This window comes from Ochrobactrum chromiisoli, from assembly GCF_026241335.1.
GTDB lineage: Bacteria > Pseudomonadota > Alphaproteobacteria > Rhizobiales > Rhizobiaceae > Brucella > Brucella chromiisoli.
The window spans coordinates 70,195-86,389 of record NZ_JAPHAV010000003.1; the positions used below are offsets into that span (position 1 = coordinate 70,195).

Genomic DNA, 16,195 nt, shown 5'->3' on the forward strand with positions numbered 1-16,195 from the left:
CTAGTTCCGACCATCACTCAGCAGAGCAATCTGGCCATCTTGGCTGGTTTTTTCGTGGCACACGACGCATTGTGAGTGTGCCTGCTATCTTGCTGATGAGTTCGTTTATTGGCTTTTCAGGACTGGCGATTGAAAGCGGCATAACTGTCGGGCAGGCGGTGTTTATGACACTCACCATCTGGGCACTGCCTGCTAAGGTGGTGCTCATTGGTGCGATCAGCGCCGGAGCTTCAATCCCTGCCGCAGCTTTGGCGGTCGGATTGTCGTCGGTTCGGCTTATGCCGATGGTGGTGGCACTTTTACCGGAGCTGAAAGGCCCAAAGACGCGCAAGCTGACGCTGGCAGCGCTTTGTCATTTTGTGGCAGTGACCGCCTGGGTCATGGCGATGGAAGAGCTGCGCAATGTGCCGCGCGATATGCGCACAAGCTATTTTGCAGGCATTGGAAGCGTTCTGGTCGGAACGAATGCGCTTGTGGTGGCCTTGGTTTATACATTATCGGCGTCGTTTCCGCCGGTGGTGTTTGCAGCGCTTTTCATGCTTACGCCAATGTATTTTCTGACGTCGCTCTGGCGATCAGCGCGGGAACGGGCAGGGCAGATTGCCATGGTTTCCGGCATCGTGCTGTTTCCGATCTTTCATCAATTCGCACCGGGCTATGATCTGTTGGTGACGGGAGTCGTTGGCGGATTGATTGCATTTGTCTTTCATCGTTTGCGCAAGGCAAAGAAGGAGGCTGTGCAATGAACTGGGACAGTTATTCCGACTGGTGGTGGCCGCTTATGTTCATCCTGCTTGCAGGCGCACTTCCGACCTATCTTTTCCGTGTTATGGGCGTCATTGTTGGCGGTCGGATACGCGAAGATTCCGAGGTTCTGGTGTTCGTGCGCTGTGTCGCGACGGCACTTGTCGCGGGTGTGATCGCCCAGCTTATTCTTTATCCGAACGGGGAGCTTGCGAACTCCCCGATGTGGTTGCGCGTTGGATCAGCCGCTGCCGGTTTTGTTGCTTATCTCATTGCCGGAAAGCGGTTGCTTGTCGGAATATTGGTGACAGAGGCGTTTCTGATAACGGGTTTGTTAAGCTTATAAAGATGATTCTTATCAAAGTGCTGCGCGGATTTTCTCAGCATTTGCTGTAAGAACGGCTGGATCTTCCATTTTTCCGGTATGAGGCTTTAATTCTACACCCTCAAAACGCGGGATGACGTGGAAGTGCAGATGATAAACTGTCTGGCCTGCTGCCGGTTCATTGAACTGGCTGACAGTGACGCCATCGGCATCAAAAGCTTTCTTCACGGCATTGGCGATCTTTTGAACGGCCTTGATGGCTTGAGCGAGCGCTTCCGGCTCTGCATCAAGCAGATTGCGCGATGGTGCTCTGGGAACAACCAGCGTGTGGCCGGTTCCCTGCGGCATGACATCCATAAAAGCGACGACATCATCCGTTTCATAAACGCGTGTTGACGGAATTTCGCCGCGCAGGATTTTCGCGAAAATGTTGTTGCCGTCATAGGTGGCAGACATGCTTGTTTCTCCAGTTCACTCAATTATCAAGCTGGTTATGTGTGCCTGAAAGGCGTGTGCTTTTCCAGTGCCGTGTGGATCTGTTCGATTTCGTGCCGTTCATGTTCCAGATAGTCACTGACCGCACGGCGGAAGCCTTCATGTGCAATGTAATGCGCGGAATGGGTTGTGACCGGCACATAGCCACGGGCAAGCTTGTGTTCACCTTGCGCACCCGCTTCGACAACGCGCAGTTTTCGCTCAATCGCAAAGTCGATTGCCTGATGGTAACAGACTTCGAAATGGAGATAGGGGTGATCTTCGATGCAGCCCCAGTGTCGGCCATAGAGCGTATCGCTGCCGATAAAATTGATGGCACCGGCAATATAACGTCCGCTGCGTTTTGCCATTACCAGCAATATGTCTTCGGCCATCGCTTCACCAATCAGCGAGAAAAACTGACGGTTGAGGTAAGGGCGCCCCCATTTGCGGTTACCCGTATCTACGTAGAACTCAAAAAAGTCGTCCCATACAGATTCCGTCAGATCCTTGCCAGTCAGCCAGTCGATTTCTACGCCTTCGGAAAGCGCATCGCGGCGCTCTTTTTTGAGGGCTTTGCGTTTTCTGGAAACAAGTTCATTTAGAAAACCATCATATTTAGAAAAGCCATTGTTTATGAAATGAAACTGTTGATCCGTTCTATGAAGAAAGCCGGCTGCTTCGAGTGCCGAAATTTCGCTTAAAGGCGCAAATGTTACATGTGCAGAAGAAGCGCCTGTCTGATCAGTGAGTTGCCGAAGTCCGGTTGCGAGAGCGACCTGAATGGCTTCCGGTTCAAACTCCCGATGATGCAGCAATCGTGGGCCAGTGGCGGGGGTGAAAGGAATGGAAGCCTGAAACTTTGGGTAGTATCGGCCGCCTGCGCGCTCAAAAGCATCTGCCCAGCCGTGGTCGAAGACATATTCGCCCTGGCTATGCCCTTTCAGGTAATTGGGGACGGCTCCAATTAGAAACCCCTGATTGTCTTCGAGGCGTAGATAATGGGGTAACCAGCCAGCTTGTTGAGACACGGAGCCGGATTGTTCCAGCGCCAGAAGAAATGCGCGTGAAACAAAGGGGTTATAATTGTCACCCTGCCGGGAGGCTCCGGCAAGGCGGTTCCATTCGGCTTCCGAAAAATCGCCGACGCTTTCGACGACGCGAAGGGCGAAGCTTTGCTCAGTCTGCCTCTCGTCGTCACTCATGGATTTTCTCTCTAGGCTACCAATGATCGGGGATCGAAACCTTCAAAGGTAATCTGGTCCACGTTGAGATCGCTGTGCTTCTTCATTTCCATATCGCGCACTGTCCAGCTGATGACCGGAAGGTTGAGCTTGTCGCGCACGAAGCTGACGAACGGGTTGGGTAGATGATGCACATTGTAGGATACGAATGAAATCGGATGCGCGAGCATCGAGAAATGTGCCTCGAAATGCTTCATTCTGGTGCCTTCAGCCGTCAGGCCGCCGGGAATGCCCGGAGCATCGCTTGCAAACAGTCGCACCAGATGATGGTCGAAAGACATGATTGCAACTTCGCCCTTATAATCCGCCAATTCCTTGGCGACGGCGGCCACAAGGCCGTCATCACGGCCTTCAATGCCCTTCAGCTCGATTACGATAGGCACGCGGCCAGCCACAAGGTCAAGCATCTGCTTGAGCGTTGGCGCATGATCATCTGTGTCGCCAATGCGCAACTCAGTGGCTTCGGCAAGTGTCAGATCGCTGATACGGCCTTTGCGTCCAGTAAGGCGTTCAAGATCATCATCATGAAACACGATGACGCCGCCATCTTTGGTCAGGTGTACGTCGCATTCAATCGCAAAGCCGGCTTTTGCGGCTGCATCAAAGGCTGAGAGCGTGTTTTCCCAGCGCGCATTGTTGAGGTCGTGGAGACCACGATGCGCAATCGGCTGCTTTTTGAGCCATTCAGGAGAAGACATTATGCAACCTCAATGATGGCTTCAACTTCAACAGGTGCATTCAGCGGCAGGCTTGCCACACCGACAGCGGAGCGCGCGTGTTTACCCGCATCACCAAGGACTGCGACGAGCAGATCGGATGCGCCATTGGCAACCAGGTGTTGCTCAACGAACGTTGTGCTCGAAGATACGAATACGGTGATTTTCACAATTCGCTTAATGCGGTTAAGATCGCCAAGCGCTGCCTTTGCCTGTGCCAGAATGTTGATGGCGCAGGCGCGTGCAGCCGTCTGACCGTGAGCAACCGTTAAGGTATCGCCAATCTGGCCTGTGTGCACAAGCTTGCCGTTTTCCAGTGGAAGCTGACCGGATGTGAGCAGCAAAGAGCCCGTCTGTGCGAAAGGCACATAGTTTGCGGCTGGCGCTGCTGCCTCCGGCAAAGATATACCCAGATTTTTAAGACGGCTGTCGATTGTGTCGGTCATTCCATTAATCCTTGCTAACTTAATGCCTTCTACTTCCGACTTTATACATAGAATCGGTGAAGCTTTTGGGGAGGGTGCGATTTTTGCCTCGCTTCCGCCACGAGTTTTTTTATCATGCTCCTCAACAGATCGGGAGATTCATATATGCGTTTTTTGAGTATGGCATTTGCGGCGTCCGGAGCTGCGGTTTGTATCTGGGGCGGCGTTGCCAATGCGGCTTCGACGGTGACGTTGGTTCCGCATCGCGCAGTGTATGATCTTACATTGGATCGTGCCGATGAAAAATCCGGGATCACTGGTCTGACGGGCCGCATGGTTTACGAGTTTAATGGTTCTGCTTGCGAAGGTTACACAACGAATTTTCGTTTTGTAACACGCATTGACATGGACGAGCAGCCGCAACGCGTGACTGATCAGCAGACGACAACCTTTGAAAGTGGTAACGGCAAGGATTTCCGTTTCGTCAACAAAACCTTTGTCGACAAGGAGCTGGTCAAGGAAGTACGCGGTGATGCCAAGGTTGAAGATGGAAAGACCGTGGTTGCACTCACCAAGCCGAAGGAAAACAAGCTTGATCTGAAGGCGACGCAGTTTCCAACCATGCATATGGAAGAACTTGTTGCCAAGGCTGTAGCCGGAGAGAAATTTTACCAGACGTCTCTTTATGATGCATCAGAAGACGCGGACCGTGTTGTTTCGACGACCGTTGTTGTCGGTAAGGAACAGCAAGCCAAGGGCGATGAAGCCAAAGCCATGGGCAAGTTCATGAGGGACAATGTCTGGCCGGTGACGATCTCCTATTTTGACGACAAGGAAAAGCAGGACGGTCTTCCAATCTATCGTATCAATTTCAAGCTCTACCGAAACGGCATCACCCGTGACCTGACCATGGACTATGGAGATTTTTCCATGCACGGAAAGTTGGTTAAGCTCGATGTTTATGGCGAGGATAAAAGCACCGTTAAACAAGCCTGCCCTTAGTAAGAGGTATATTTTATAACTATTAATTGCGGTTGCATGCCGATTAAGTTTCATTTTATTGTTTTTTTATAGTTATAAAGACGTGATATAGTAAAATTATTTATGTGGATTGTTTTATGAAGAAATTATTGTTTCTGGCTTCTGTTGTTTTCTTGGCAGCTTCTCCGTCTATGGCGGCTGCCAAGCATCACCACCCGGTGACAAAAGCCAATCCTCAATGTGTGCGAACAGACAAGGCTCAGATTGCCACTCTCTTTGATCGTTGGAACAATTCACTGCGGACAGGAGATGCGCGTAAAGTAGCCGCAAACTACGCACGTGACTCGGTGCTTCTGCCTACGATGTCCAATCGTGTGCGTAAGACTGACGGGGAGCGGATCGATTACTTTGAACATTTTTTAAAAGAGCATCCGGTCGGGCATATAGATAGCCGCACAATCCGAGTTGGTTGTAATGACGCGATTGACACAGGTGTTTACACTTTTACTTTTGCTGACGGGAAGAAAGTGCAGGCCCGCTATACGTTTACTTATGTTTGGGATCATAAGCGATGGTTGATTTCCTCCCATCATTCTTCACTGATGCCTGAAAAGTGAGAGAGCTGCTAAGCTGAGAATTTGAATAGCTTGAGCCGCTAGCTTATATAGCCACACAGCTTGGTTTCATCTGATTGGTGAAATCAAACGCTCTCCCGTATTTGAGGGGCAGGGCTTGCATTTATCGGCGCGTTGGTTTAACAGCGCGCCTATTCCACACACGGGATTGGGCTTTTGCCGGGAGAAATCCGGCCTCAGCCTCCGGTGGCGAGTGATCGCCTCAGCCCGTGGAGGTTAAACCGGAAAAGGAAAATACAGATGGCATTGCCTGAATTCAGCATGCGCCAGCTTCTGGAAGCTGGTGTTCACTTCGGTCACCAGACTCACCGCTGGAACCCAAAGATGGCTCCTTACATCTATGGCGACCGCAACAATATCCACATTCTCGATCTGTCTCAGACCGTTCCTCTGCTGCACAACGCGTTGAAGGTCGTTTCTGACACCGTTGCTCGCGGCGGTCGTGTTCTGTTCGTTGGCACGAAGCGTCAGGCTTCGGACATTATTGCTGACGCAGCAGCCCGTTCGGCTCAGTACTATGTCAACGCGCGCTGGCTCGGCGGCATGATGACCAACTGGAAGACAATCTCGAATTCGATCCAGCGTCTGCGCAAGCTTGACGAAATCCTTTCCGGCGAAGCACAGGGCTTCACCAAGAAGGAACGCCTGAACCTTGAGCGCGAACGTGAAAAACTTGACCGCGCACTCGGTGGCATCAAGGACATGGGTTCGGTTCCTGACCTGATGTTCATCGTTGACACCAACAAGGAAGCAATTGCTATCCAGGAAGCCAAGCGTCTTGGTATTCCAGTTGTTGCGATCATCGATTCGAACTGTAATCCAGATCAGATCGACTATCCAATCCCGGGCAACGACGATGCTGCACGTGCTATTTCGCTTTATTGCGACCTGATTGCACGCGCTGCTCTCGACGGTATTGCACGTCAGCAGGGCGCTATGGGCATCGACATTGGTGCACAGGCTGAAGTTCCTGTTGAGCCAGCTCTCGAAGCTCCGGCTGCAGGCGCATAATCAGCGTTTATGATTTTCATCCACTCGTCATATGACGGGTGGATAACTTCATTCGTTCCGATGCAATCAGCGTCGGTTAAAAGTTGGCACACCCATTCGGTGTGCCTTCGCTTTCGTGAAAGGCGACACAATGAGCATTTCCGCATCACAGGTTAAAGAACTCCGCGAACTGACCGGCGCTGGCATGATGGACTGCAAGGCAGCGCTTGCTGAAACCAATGGCGACATCGAAGCCGCTGTTGATTATCTGCGCGCCAAGGGTATCGCTAAGGCTGACAAGAAGGCTGGCCGTACGGCTGCTGAAGGTCTGGTTGGCGTTGCAGCTTCCGGCAACAAGGCTGTTGTTGTTGAAGTCAACTCCGAAACCGACTTCGTTGCCCGCAACGATGCTTTCCAGGATCTCGTTCGCAAGATTGCCCAGACCGCTCTGTCGACTGACGGTTCGTCTGAAGCTGTTGCTGAAGCAAACATCGAAGGCAAGTCGGTAACGCAGGCTGCTAAGGATGCTGTTGCAACCATCGGTGAAAACATCAGCTTCCGCCGTTCGGCAGCTCTTGAAGTCTCCAAGGGTGCAGTTGCTACCTATATTCACAATGGCGTTGCAGATGGCCTCGGCAAGCTCGGCGTTCTCGTTGCAATCGAAACGGAAGGCAATGCAGAAGCTGCAAGCGCATTCGGTCGTCAGGTTGCCATGCACGTTGCTGCGATCAACCCGCTTGCTCTGACTGCTGCTGATGTTGATCCGGCTGCTGCTGAGCGCGAAAAGGCGATCTTCATCGAGCAGGCTCGTGAATCGGGCAAGCCAGACAATATCATCGAAAAGATGATCGAAGGCCGTATGCGCAAGTTCTACGAAGAAGTTGTTCTTCTTTCGCAGGCTTTCGTTATCAATCCTGACCTTACTGTTGAAGCAGCACTCAAGGAAGCTGAAAAGTCGATCGGCGCTCCTGCCAAGATCACCGGATTTGCGCGTATTGCGCTTGGCGAAGGTATCGAGAAGGAAGAAAGCGATTTTGCTGCTGAAGTTGCTGCGGCAGTTAAAGGCTAATCAGTCTTTTCGTCTGAAAAGGTTTTTGATTATGAAGGGCATCGCGTGACAACGCGGTGCCCTTCGTGTATCGCAACCTCAATAGTAACAGTCGTTCATCATCTGCGGAGAAACCTCCATGTCCGTTAAGCCCGCCTATAAACGCGTTCTTTTGAAAGCCTCTGGTGAGGCACTGATGGGCAGTCAGGGGTTTGGCATCGATGTTTCGGTCGCTGATCGCATTGCAAACGACATCAAGCAGGCGCGTGCTCTTGGCGTCGAGGTTGGCGTTGTCATTGGCGGCGGTAATATTTTCCGCGGCGTGGCTGTTGCCTCAAAGGGGGGCGACCGCGTGATCGGTGATCACATGGGTATGCTCGCAACCATCATCAATTCGCTGGCTTTGCGCACCTCGCTGCACAAGATCGGTGTGGATGCTGTCGTTCTGTCGGCAATCGCCATGCCCGAAATCTGCGAGAGCTTCTCCCAGCGGCAGGCAACTGCTTATATGGATGAGGGCAAGGTTGTTATTTTTGCGGGCGGCACCGGCAATCCATTCTTCACGACAGATTCTGCGGCGGCCCTGCGTGCTGCTGAAATCGGTGCGGATGCACTTTTGAAGGGAACACAAGTCGACGGTATCTATACCGCCGATCCTAAAAAAGACCCGGAAGCCACCCGTTTCGATCATCTCACCCATAAGGAAGTTCTTGATCGCGGACTGGCTGTCATGGATACCACAGCAGTTGCACTTGCACGTGAGAACAACATTCCGATAATAGTCTATTCCATTCATGAAAACGGCGGCTTGGCCGAAATTCTGCAAGGCAGGGGACGCTGCACGATCGTTTCCGATAACTGATCATTGACCTTGCCCCCAAGCACTGAAGGAGAAATTGCATGAGCGATGTTTTTGACATCAACGACCTGAAGCGCCGCATGGAAGGCGCCGTTAACGCGCTGAAGCATGACCTTGGTGGCCTGCGTACAGGCCGCGCATCAGCAAGCTTGCTCGAACCGATCACGATTGAAGCTTACGGCTCCACAATGCCGATCAATCAGGTCGCCAATATTACTGTGCCAGAATCGCGTATGCTTTCGGTTTCCGTGTGGGACAAGACCATGGTTGGTGCGGTTGAGCGCGCGATTCGTGATTCTGGTCTTGGTCTCAATCCGATCACCGACGGCATGACGCTGCGTATTCCTTTGCCCGAACTGAACGAACAGCGTCGTAAAGAGCTGGTCAAGATTGCGCATCAATATGCCGAACAGGGCCGTATTGCTGCACGCCATGTTCGTCGCGATGGTATGGACACGCTGAAAAAGCTGGAGAAGGACGGCGACATCAGTCAGGATGACAGCCGCGGACTTTCCGAAAAAGTCCAGAAGCTGACTGACGATACCATTGCTGAAATGGACAAGATTGTTACCGTCAAAGAAGGGGAGATCATGCAGGTTTAGGCCGCGCATGATTTTTCAGTGAGGGAGAGCAGCGATATGTCCGATCCGCGCCATATAGCTATTATCATGGACGGTAATGGACGTTGGGCGAAGGCGCGAGGGCTTCCGCGAAGCGCTGGCCACAGGGCCGGCGTTGAAGCATTGCGCGAGACGGTGCGCTATGCTGGTGATCGCAAGCTTGGCTATCTCACCCTTTTTGCATTTTCATCTGAAAACTGGTCGCGCCCAAGCGGTGAAGTCGGCGATCTTATGGGGTTGCTCAAGCTTTTCATCCGGCGTGACCTTGCCGAACTGCATCGCAACAATGTTCGTGTGCGCATCATTGGCGAGCGGGACGGGTTGGCGTCTGATATTTGCGCCTTGCTCACGGAAGCTGAATCGCTGACGCGCAAAAATACCGGCCTTAATCTGATTATCGCGTTCAATTATGGGTCGCGTGACGAAATCGCGCGTGCGGTGAAGAGCCTTGCAGCCGATGTGGCGGCAGGGCGCCTTGATCCGTCTTCTATTTCGCCGGAGCTGATCTCGGCTAATCTTGATACTGCCGGAATTCCTGATCCGGATCTGATTATCCGTACGAGCGGCGAAATGCGGCTTTCTAATTTTCTACTCTGGCAGGCTGCCTATTCCGAATTTCTGTTCGTGCCGGGACACTGGCCTGATTTCAAGGCCGCTGATCTTGATGCTGCTTATGAGGCTTTCCGTCAGCGTGAACGTCGTTTTGGTGGCGTAGAGGTGCCCAACAAGCTCGAAGAGTGCTCACCCGCAATCGAATGCACGCCAGCAAAAGGTGCCGCGGTTTGATGTGGCCTGACCGCATAGAGCGCCGTGCACCTGTTGGGGCGCACAATAGTCGCTCTCACAGTTTAAGTTAGCCGAAAGGTATCAATGTCAAATCTGCAAACGCGTATTCTGACCGCCATTGTTCTCGGAGCCGCAGCTCTTTGGCTGACCTGGATAGGCGGGCTGGGGTTCACTCTGTTCTCCATCGCGATTGGGCTGGCGATGTTTTATGAGTGGGCGGAACTGAGCGCGACAAAGCAGACGTTATTTTCACGTTTCTTTGGCTGGGGTTGGTTGCTGGTAACCTTTGTGCTTTTGATTCTTGATCGTGGGGCCTTGCTGACGATTGGTTTCCTGTTGGCAGGTTCGATTGTTCTTTTGGCAACGCAGTGGAAGACCGGGCGCGGCTGGCCTGCTGCCGGTCTTTTTTATGCGGGTTTTTCTGCAATTTCCCTTTCGTTGTTGCGTGGCGACGAGCCGTTCGGGTTCACAGCTATCTGCTTCCTGTTTGCAGTTGTATGGTCGACCGATATCGCTGCCTATTTCAATGGGCGCGCGCTCGGTGGGCCGAAACTTGCGCCGCGCTTTTCGCCCAACAAAACATGGTCGGGCGCTTTGGGCGGTGCTGCCGCCGCTGTCGCGGGTGGCATTCTGGTCGCATCGCTTGTTGCTGCTCCGGGAAGTTTTATTGTCCCGCTGCTGGCGCTTTTGTTGTCAATTGTCTCGCAGATCGGCGATCTCGCAGAATCATGGGTGAAGCGTCAGTTCGGCGCTAAAGATTCTGGTCGTCTTCTGCCGGGGCATGGTGGTGTTCTTGATCGCGTTGATGGACTTGTGGCTGCTGCCGCTATTTTGTACCTATTTGGTGCTATTATTGCAGAGCCTGATGTGCCATCAGCCATATTTTTTAGTTTCTGACAGCGTATGAATTTGTAGGAGTGGTAATTTGCAGGAGGCTCTTGCCTTTTTCATTGGTGGTGAAAGTCTGTTCGTAGGGACGATTATTCCATTTCTGTTTGTGCTGACTGTTGTCGTTTTTGTGCATGAAATGGGACATTATCTGGTTGGCAGATGGTGCGGCATTGGTGCGAGCGCCTTTTCTATCGGTTTTGGACCAGAACTGATCGGCTTTAACGACCGACACGGCACGCGCTGGAAGCTTTCGGCTATCCCGCTTGGCGGCTATGTGAAGTTTCTGGGCGATGAGAGTGCCACCAGTTCGCCTGTCGGTGTGGATAATTCCACTCTCAGTGCAGAAGAACAGAGCAGGGCTTTTCATACCCAACCGGTCTGGAAGCGTGCTGCAACGGTGTTTGCCGGTCCTGCATTCAACATCATTCTCACGGTTGTTATCTTCAGCGTATTTTTTGGCCTGTATGGTCGACAGATTGCCGATCCGCTTGTTGCCGGTGTTCAGCCGAACACACCGGCTGCTGAGGCTGGCTTTAAGCCGGGTGATCGCTTTATGAGTGTCGACGGGCAGAAGATTACGACGTTTGCTGATGTGCAGCGGATTGTTTCCGGTCGCTCGGGTGATGTTTTAGACTTCACAGTGGAGCGCGACGGCAAACTGGTTGATCTGCAAGCCACGCCAGCGCTCGTTGAACGCACCGATCCCCTTGGCAATAAAGTCAAGATGGGTGCAATCGGCGTGGAAATCACGCAGGAAGTCGGAAATTTTCGCAGGATTGAATATGGTCCACTCGAATCAGTGGGGCAGGCGATTCTGGAAACCGGCCATATCATCAGCCGGACCGGAGAATTTTTTCAGCGCTTTGCCGTTGGACGCGAAGATAAGTGCCAACTCGGTGGTCCTGTTAAGATTGCTAATATGGCGGGCAAGGCCGCAAGCCAGGGATTTGACTGGTTGATTCAGCTCACAGCCATGCTTTCCATCGGTATCGGGCTTCTGAACCTGTTTCCGTTGCCGCCTTTGGACGGTGGGCATCTGGTTTTTTATGCCGTGGAAGCGATCAAGGGCAGCCCTGTGTCTGTCGGCGCGCAGGAGATTTTTTACCGCGTTGGATTCCTCGTTGTTACGGGATTCATGGGGTTCGTACTTTTCAACGACTTGTTTGCCTGCTAGATCACTGGGCAAATTGGTCGACGAGGAACCGGGTCGCGTTGTTATTTTGGCGGGGCCTGCCATTTTTCAAGAAGCACCACGCACATTAAAAACTGTGCAGAGGTGTTAATCAGAAATGAACATTGGGAGCGAGGACTGGAAAAGCGTAGTGATCTGTTTACCATAAACATTAAATCGCGTGGCATGGATGCCACGCTAATTGCTTAAGTAAACAGATTTTAACTGTGGCGCTTGCTTGTATAGAAAAACCGGTTATTACGGTTGTATCTATACGTGCATTTCTGGGAAAATCGCCCCGGGGACAGAAAGAAACGAAGGTTCGGAAAGCCCATGACGGCAAGTTCTAAATTCTTTGGTGCCGCTTCAGCGCTCGCCATGTCAGTTGCTCTTGTAGCTTCGGGTTCGGCTGCGCTTTCTCTGGTGTCGGTCAATGCTGCTCAGGCTGCTGTTGTCAATCGCATCGAAGTGCGCGGAAATTCGCGCGTTGATGCGCAGACAATCCGTGACAATATCGATATTCGCCCAGGCAAAGCTTTCAACAGCACTGATATTGATGACGCCGTAAAGCGTCTTTATGCCATGGGGCTGTTTTCTGATGTTCGCATCAATCAGTCCGGTAGCACGCTTGTCATCCATGTTGATGAACGTAAGGTCGTCAATAACGTCCTGTTCCAGGGCAACAAGAAGATCAAGGATCCTGACCTTGCTCGCGCTATCCAGCTTAAGCCGCGCTCGCCTTATGATGCTGCGGTGATGGAAGCTGACAAGGAAGCCATTAAGGGTGCCTATGCACATATCGGCCGCAGCGATGCGATCGTGAATGCACGGACGGTTGATCTTGGTCAGGGCCGCGTCAATGTGGTCTATGAGATCACAGAAGGTGGTCGCACAAAGATCGCTGACATTAATTTTGTCGGTAACAACGTCTATAGCGCGCGTCGTCTGCGCGATGTGATCTCCACAAAGCGTTCGAACCCGCTGTCGTGGTTGACCCGTAACGACGTTTACGATGAAGGTCGCTTGCAGGCTGACGAAGAAGCGCTGCGTCGTTTCTACTACAATCGCGGCTATGCGGATTTCCGTGTGTTGTCGTCGAATGCTGTGCTTGATCCGGCGACCAACGAATACACGATCACCATCAATGTTGACGAAGGTCAGCGTTATAATTTCGGTAATGTAACCGTAGAAAGCACCGTAGAAGGTGTTGATACGCAGGCTCTCGATCGTCTTGTGAAGACGCGTACGGGTAAGCCTTACAGCGCCAAGGAAGTTGAAGATTCGGTTACGGCTATCACCGAAAACGTCGCCGGTAGCGGTTATGCGTTTGCCAAGGTTGAGCCTCGTGGTGACCGTGATTTCGAAAACAACACGATTTCGCTTGTTTACAGTGTTGATCAGGGTCCGCGCGCTTATGTTGAGCGCATTGAGATCCGTGGCAACGACAAGACCCGTGATTATGTTATTCGTCGTGAGTTCGACATGAATGAAGGCGATGCCTTCAATCAGGTTATGGTTCAGCGCGCGAAGCGTCGTCTTGAAGCGCTCGATTTCTTCCAGACAGTTAATGTGTCGACCGCGCCGGGTGCAGAGCCTGATCAGGTGATCCTGATTGTCGATGTTGTCGAAAAGTCGACCGGTGAATTCTCGATCGGCGGTGGTTATACGACGGGTGGTGATTCGCCGGGCGCGCAGGTTGAAGCTGCGATTACCGAGCGTAACTTCCTCGGACGTGGCCAGTTCGTCCGTATCAGTGCCGGTGCCGGTCAGGACAAGATGCGTAACTACGCCTTGTCGTTCACCGAGCCATATTTCCTTGGCTATCGCATGTCGGCCGGGTTTGACGTATTCCGCCGCTCATATCGCGTGAGCAGCGGTGGTCGTTACGACGTTGAGCAGACGGGTGGCACGATTCGTTTCGGTCTTCCGATTACGGATAACTTCTCGGCTGGTCTTGCTTACAATCTCGTTCAGGAAAAGTATAAGCTTGACGTTCTTGACGCCCAGGGCAACCCAGACCCGAACTATTATGCCCCAGCGCTCATCGAAGCTGGCCAGCATAGCCCATGGCTTCGTTCTTCGATCAGCTACTCGCTGACCTATAACTCCATTGATGATATGAAGAATCCGCATGATGGTATTTATGCGCGCTTCAATCAGGAGTTTGCAGGTCTGGGCGGCGACGCGAAATACATCAAGACCACGTTCAAGGCTAACTACTATCAGACACTCGCACAGGAAGCTGACATTGTCGGTATGCTGGGTGTTGGCGGTGGTTACATCCACGAGTTCGGCAATGATGGCGTTCGTATCTTCGATATGTTCAAGAACAATTCGGATATGATCCGCGGTTTCAAGTTTAACGGTATCGGTCCTTATCAGGACGCTGGAAACGGCAACCGCTACTGGCTTGGTGGAACCACCTACGCAAATGCTACGGCTGAAGTTCAGTTCCCGATGCCTGTTGTTCCGGAAAGCCTTGGTATTCGCGGTGCATTGTTTGCTGATGCAGCGACACTTTACGGAAACAGTTCCTCGCTTGGTGGTCAACCTGTTCTCGGCGATGACAAGAAGCTCCGCGCTTCGGTCGGTGTCAGCTTGATGTGGGCTTCGCCGTTTGGTCCGTTGCGCTTTGACTACGCATTCCCAGTTGCTAAGGCTGATACCGATAAGGTTCAGAATTTCAACTTCGGTGTTTCGACCAAGTTCTAATAGATTTGCCTTTTCCCGGGGCAGACATGCCCCGGGCAAGAAAGTGCTTTGATGGCAGATCCCATTTTTTTCAAGCCTTCCCGTGAACTCACGATCGGCGATATTGCAGATTTCACCGGTGCAAGCCTTCGTAACCCGAAGCTTGCGCCGCGTGCTGTTGCGCGTTTGGCGTCTTTAAGCGACGCAAGTGACGATGCGCTTGTTTTTGTTGATGGCAAGAGAAATGCGTTAGCGCTTGCCGGTATGAAAGCCGCAGGCGTTTTATGCTCCGAAGATGTCGCAGACAGCGTTCCTCCCGGCATTGCCGCACTTGTTACCCGCAATCCACACCGTGATTTTTCGTCCGTTGGACGGATGCTGTTTCCTGTTGCCGTGCGGCCTGAAAGCTGGCTGGGCGAGACCGGCATTTCACCTTCTGCATTCATTCATCCATCTGCGAAGATTGAAGAGGGTGCAACGATTGAAGCCGGCGCGATGATTGGCAGAAATGTCAGCATCGGTTCCGGCACGCTGATTGCAGCCACGGCTGTTGTGGGTGAGGGCTGTCAGATCGGGCGCGATAGCTATATTGCGCCGGGTGTTGCCATTCAGTTTGCGATGGTCGGCAATCGTGTGTCTTTGCATCCGGGTGTTCGCATCGGGCAGGATGGGTTTGGCTATGTGCCGGGTCCGCGCGGGCTTGAAAAGGTACCTCAGCTTGGCCGCGTTATTCTTCAGGATGATGTGGAAATCGGTGCAAATACCACGATAGACCGTGGAGCATTGAACGACACGATTATCGGTGAAGGCACCAAGATCGATAATCTTGTGCAGATTGCACATAATGTGCGCTTTGGCCGGTTTTGCGTTGTGGCTGCACTTTGTGGCATTTCCGGCAGTGTTGTTATCGGTGATCAGACCATGATCGGTGGCAGTGTCGGCCTTGCCGATCATGTCGTTATCGGTTCGCGTGTGCAGATTGCTGCGGGAAGCGGCGTTATGAATGACATACCCGATGGTGAGCGTTGGGGGGGCGTCCCTGCTCGACCAATCAAGCAATGGTTCCGAGATATTGCGAATATCCGAAGCATCGGGAAACCAAGAAAGGAGCAATCCTCTGATGAGTGATGCTAATCTGAAGCTGGAAACCGCAGACATTCAGGATATTTTGCGTGCGCTTCCGCATCGTTATCCGTTTTTGCTCATTGACCGTATCATTAATATTGATGGCGATCAGTCTGCGACTGGCATCAAGAATGTTTCGATGAATGAGCCGCATTTTACCGGCCATTTTCCAGACAAGCCGATTATGCCGGGCGTTCTGATCATTGAAGCCATGGCACAGACAGCTGGCGCAATCACAGTTCTTCATAATGGTGCTGATAAGCCGAGCCTCGTCTATTTCATGACAATCGACAAAGCCAAGTTCCGTCGCCCTGTTGTTCCTGGCGATCAGCTTCACCTTCACGTGAAAAAGATCAAACAGCGCGGAAATATCTCTAAATTTGAGTGCGTAGCAGAGGTCGATGGCGTAAAGGTGGCCGAAGCTGAAGTCGCCGCGATGGTTGGCGTAGCCGAAGAGAAGGCGTGAGTAC

Annotated in this window: 18 protein-coding genes; 14 read left to right on the forward strand and 4 right to left on the reverse strand. The window is 52.3% G+C overall.

Going from position 1 to position 16,195, the window contains the following annotated elements; genetic code table 11:
- Window positions 1-95: 95 nt before the first annotated feature.
- Both OPR82_RS09540 and OPR82_RS09545 read left to right on the forward strand, forming a co-directional pair.
- Window positions 96-746, forward strand: a complete 651-nt coding sequence (locus OPR82_RS09540) for an AzlC family ABC transporter permease (RefSeq protein ID WP_265984554.1) — start codon at window positions 96-98, stop codon at window positions 744-746.
- On the forward strand, window positions 743-1,090 hold the full coding sequence (locus OPR82_RS09545) for an AzlD domain-containing protein (protein ID WP_265984555.1): 348 nt from the start codon (window positions 743-745) through the stop codon (window positions 1,088-1,090). The genes OPR82_RS09540 and OPR82_RS09545 overlap by 4 nt, the downstream gene beginning before the upstream one ends.
- A 12-nt stretch (window positions 1,091-1,102) precedes the next feature.
- Here the strand turns inward: OPR82_RS09545 and OPR82_RS09550 are convergent, their stop codons facing one another.
- The 4 genes from OPR82_RS09550 to OPR82_RS09565 are packed head-to-tail and all read right to left on the reverse strand — an operon-like array spanning window position 1,103 to window position 3,949.
- Window positions 1,103-1,525 (reverse strand): HIT family protein, encoded by a 423-nt coding sequence (locus tag OPR82_RS09550; RefSeq protein WP_265984556.1) that lies wholly within the window; start codon window positions 1,523-1,525, stop codon window positions 1,103-1,105.
- 35 nt (window positions 1,526-1,560) lie between these two features.
- Window positions 1,561-2,748, reverse strand: coding sequence for a GNAT family N-acetyltransferase (locus OPR82_RS09555; RefSeq protein WP_265984557.1), 1,188 nt, complete (start codon window positions 2,746-2,748; stop codon window positions 1,561-1,563).
- Window positions 2,749-2,759: 11 nt separating this feature from the next.
- Window positions 2,760-3,485, reverse strand: a complete 726-nt coding sequence (locus OPR82_RS09560; protein ID WP_265984558.1) for a glycerophosphodiester phosphodiesterase — start codon at window positions 3,483-3,485, stop codon at window positions 2,760-2,762.
- Entirely contained in the window at window positions 3,485-3,949 is a 465-nt protein-coding gene (locus OPR82_RS09565; RefSeq protein WP_265984559.1) for a RidA family protein, read from the reverse strand. The genes OPR82_RS09560 and OPR82_RS09565 overlap by 1 nt, the downstream gene beginning before the upstream one ends.
- Window positions 3,950-4,093: 144 nt before the next feature.
- On the opposite strand from OPR82_RS09565, the gene eipB reads away from it, so the two are divergent.
- The 12 genes from eipB (at window position 4,094) to fabZ (ending at window position 16,191) form a co-directional block, all read left to right on the forward strand.
- A complete protein-coding gene (gene eipB / locus OPR82_RS09570; RefSeq protein ID WP_265984560.1) occupies window positions 4,094-4,930 on the forward strand; it encodes a cell envelope integrity protein EipB in 837 nt (278 codons plus the stop codon).
- Between the two features lie 116 nt (window positions 4,931-5,046).
- Window positions 5,047-5,526, forward strand: a complete 480-nt coding sequence (locus OPR82_RS09575; protein WP_265984561.1) for an SgcJ/EcaC family oxidoreductase — start codon at window positions 5,047-5,049, stop codon at window positions 5,524-5,526.
- Between the two features lie 258 nt (window positions 5,527-5,784).
- Window positions 5,785-6,555, forward strand: coding sequence for a 30S ribosomal protein S2 (rpsB, locus tag OPR82_RS09580; protein WP_265984562.1), 771 nt, complete (start codon window positions 5,785-5,787; stop codon window positions 6,553-6,555).
- A 130-nt stretch (window positions 6,556-6,685) separates the two neighbouring features.
- Complete coding sequence (gene tsf / locus OPR82_RS09585; protein WP_265984563.1) at window positions 6,686-7,603, forward strand: translation elongation factor Ts; 918 nt, start codon at window positions 6,686-6,688, stop codon at window positions 7,601-7,603.
- Between the two features lie 118 nt (window positions 7,604-7,721).
- A complete protein-coding gene (gene pyrH, locus OPR82_RS09590; RefSeq protein WP_265984564.1) occupies window positions 7,722-8,444 on the forward strand; it encodes a UMP kinase in 723 nt (240 codons plus the stop codon).
- A gap of 38 nt (window positions 8,445-8,482) precedes the next feature.
- Window positions 8,483-9,043 carry a ribosome recycling factor gene (frr, locus tag OPR82_RS09595; protein ID WP_265984565.1) on the forward strand — a complete coding sequence of 187 codons (561 nt, stop codon included), beginning with the start codon at window positions 8,483-8,485 and terminating at the stop codon, window positions 9,041-9,043.
- Window positions 9,044-9,061: 18 nt separating this feature from the next.
- Window positions 9,062-9,847: an isoprenyl transferase gene (locus OPR82_RS09600; protein WP_265984566.1), complete on the forward strand. Its 786-nt coding sequence runs from the start codon at window positions 9,062-9,064 to the stop codon at window positions 9,845-9,847.
- Window positions 9,848-9,931: 84 nt separating this feature from the next.
- On the forward strand, window positions 9,932-10,744 hold the full coding sequence (locus tag OPR82_RS09605) for a phosphatidate cytidylyltransferase (RefSeq protein WP_265984567.1): 813 nt from the start codon (window positions 9,932-9,934) through the stop codon (window positions 10,742-10,744).
- 28 nt (window positions 10,745-10,772) lie between these two features.
- Window positions 10,773-11,912 (forward strand): RIP metalloprotease RseP, encoded by a 1,140-nt coding sequence (rseP, locus tag OPR82_RS09610; protein WP_265984568.1) that lies wholly within the window; start codon window positions 10,773-10,775, stop codon window positions 11,910-11,912.
- A 330-nt stretch (window positions 11,913-12,242) separates the two neighbouring features.
- The gene (gene bamA, locus OPR82_RS09615) at window positions 12,243-14,621 is read left to right on the forward strand and encodes an outer membrane protein assembly factor BamA (RefSeq protein ID WP_265984569.1); all 2,379 of its coding nucleotides are present in this window, start codon (window positions 12,243-12,245) and stop codon (window positions 14,619-14,621) included.
- 51 nt (window positions 14,622-14,672) lie between these two features.
- Window positions 14,673-15,728 carry a UDP-3-O-(3-hydroxymyristoyl)glucosamine N-acyltransferase gene (gene lpxD / locus OPR82_RS09620; protein WP_265984570.1) on the forward strand — a complete coding sequence of 352 codons (1,056 nt, stop codon included), beginning with the start codon at window positions 14,673-14,675 and terminating at the stop codon, window positions 15,726-15,728.
- Window positions 15,721-16,191 carry a 3-hydroxyacyl-ACP dehydratase FabZ gene (gene fabZ, locus OPR82_RS09625; RefSeq protein WP_265984571.1) on the forward strand — a complete coding sequence of 157 codons (471 nt, stop codon included), beginning with the start codon at window positions 15,721-15,723 and terminating at the stop codon, window positions 16,189-16,191. The genes lpxD and fabZ overlap by 8 nt, the downstream gene beginning before the upstream one ends.
- The last annotated feature ends 4 nt before the right edge of the window (window positions 16,192-16,195 follow it).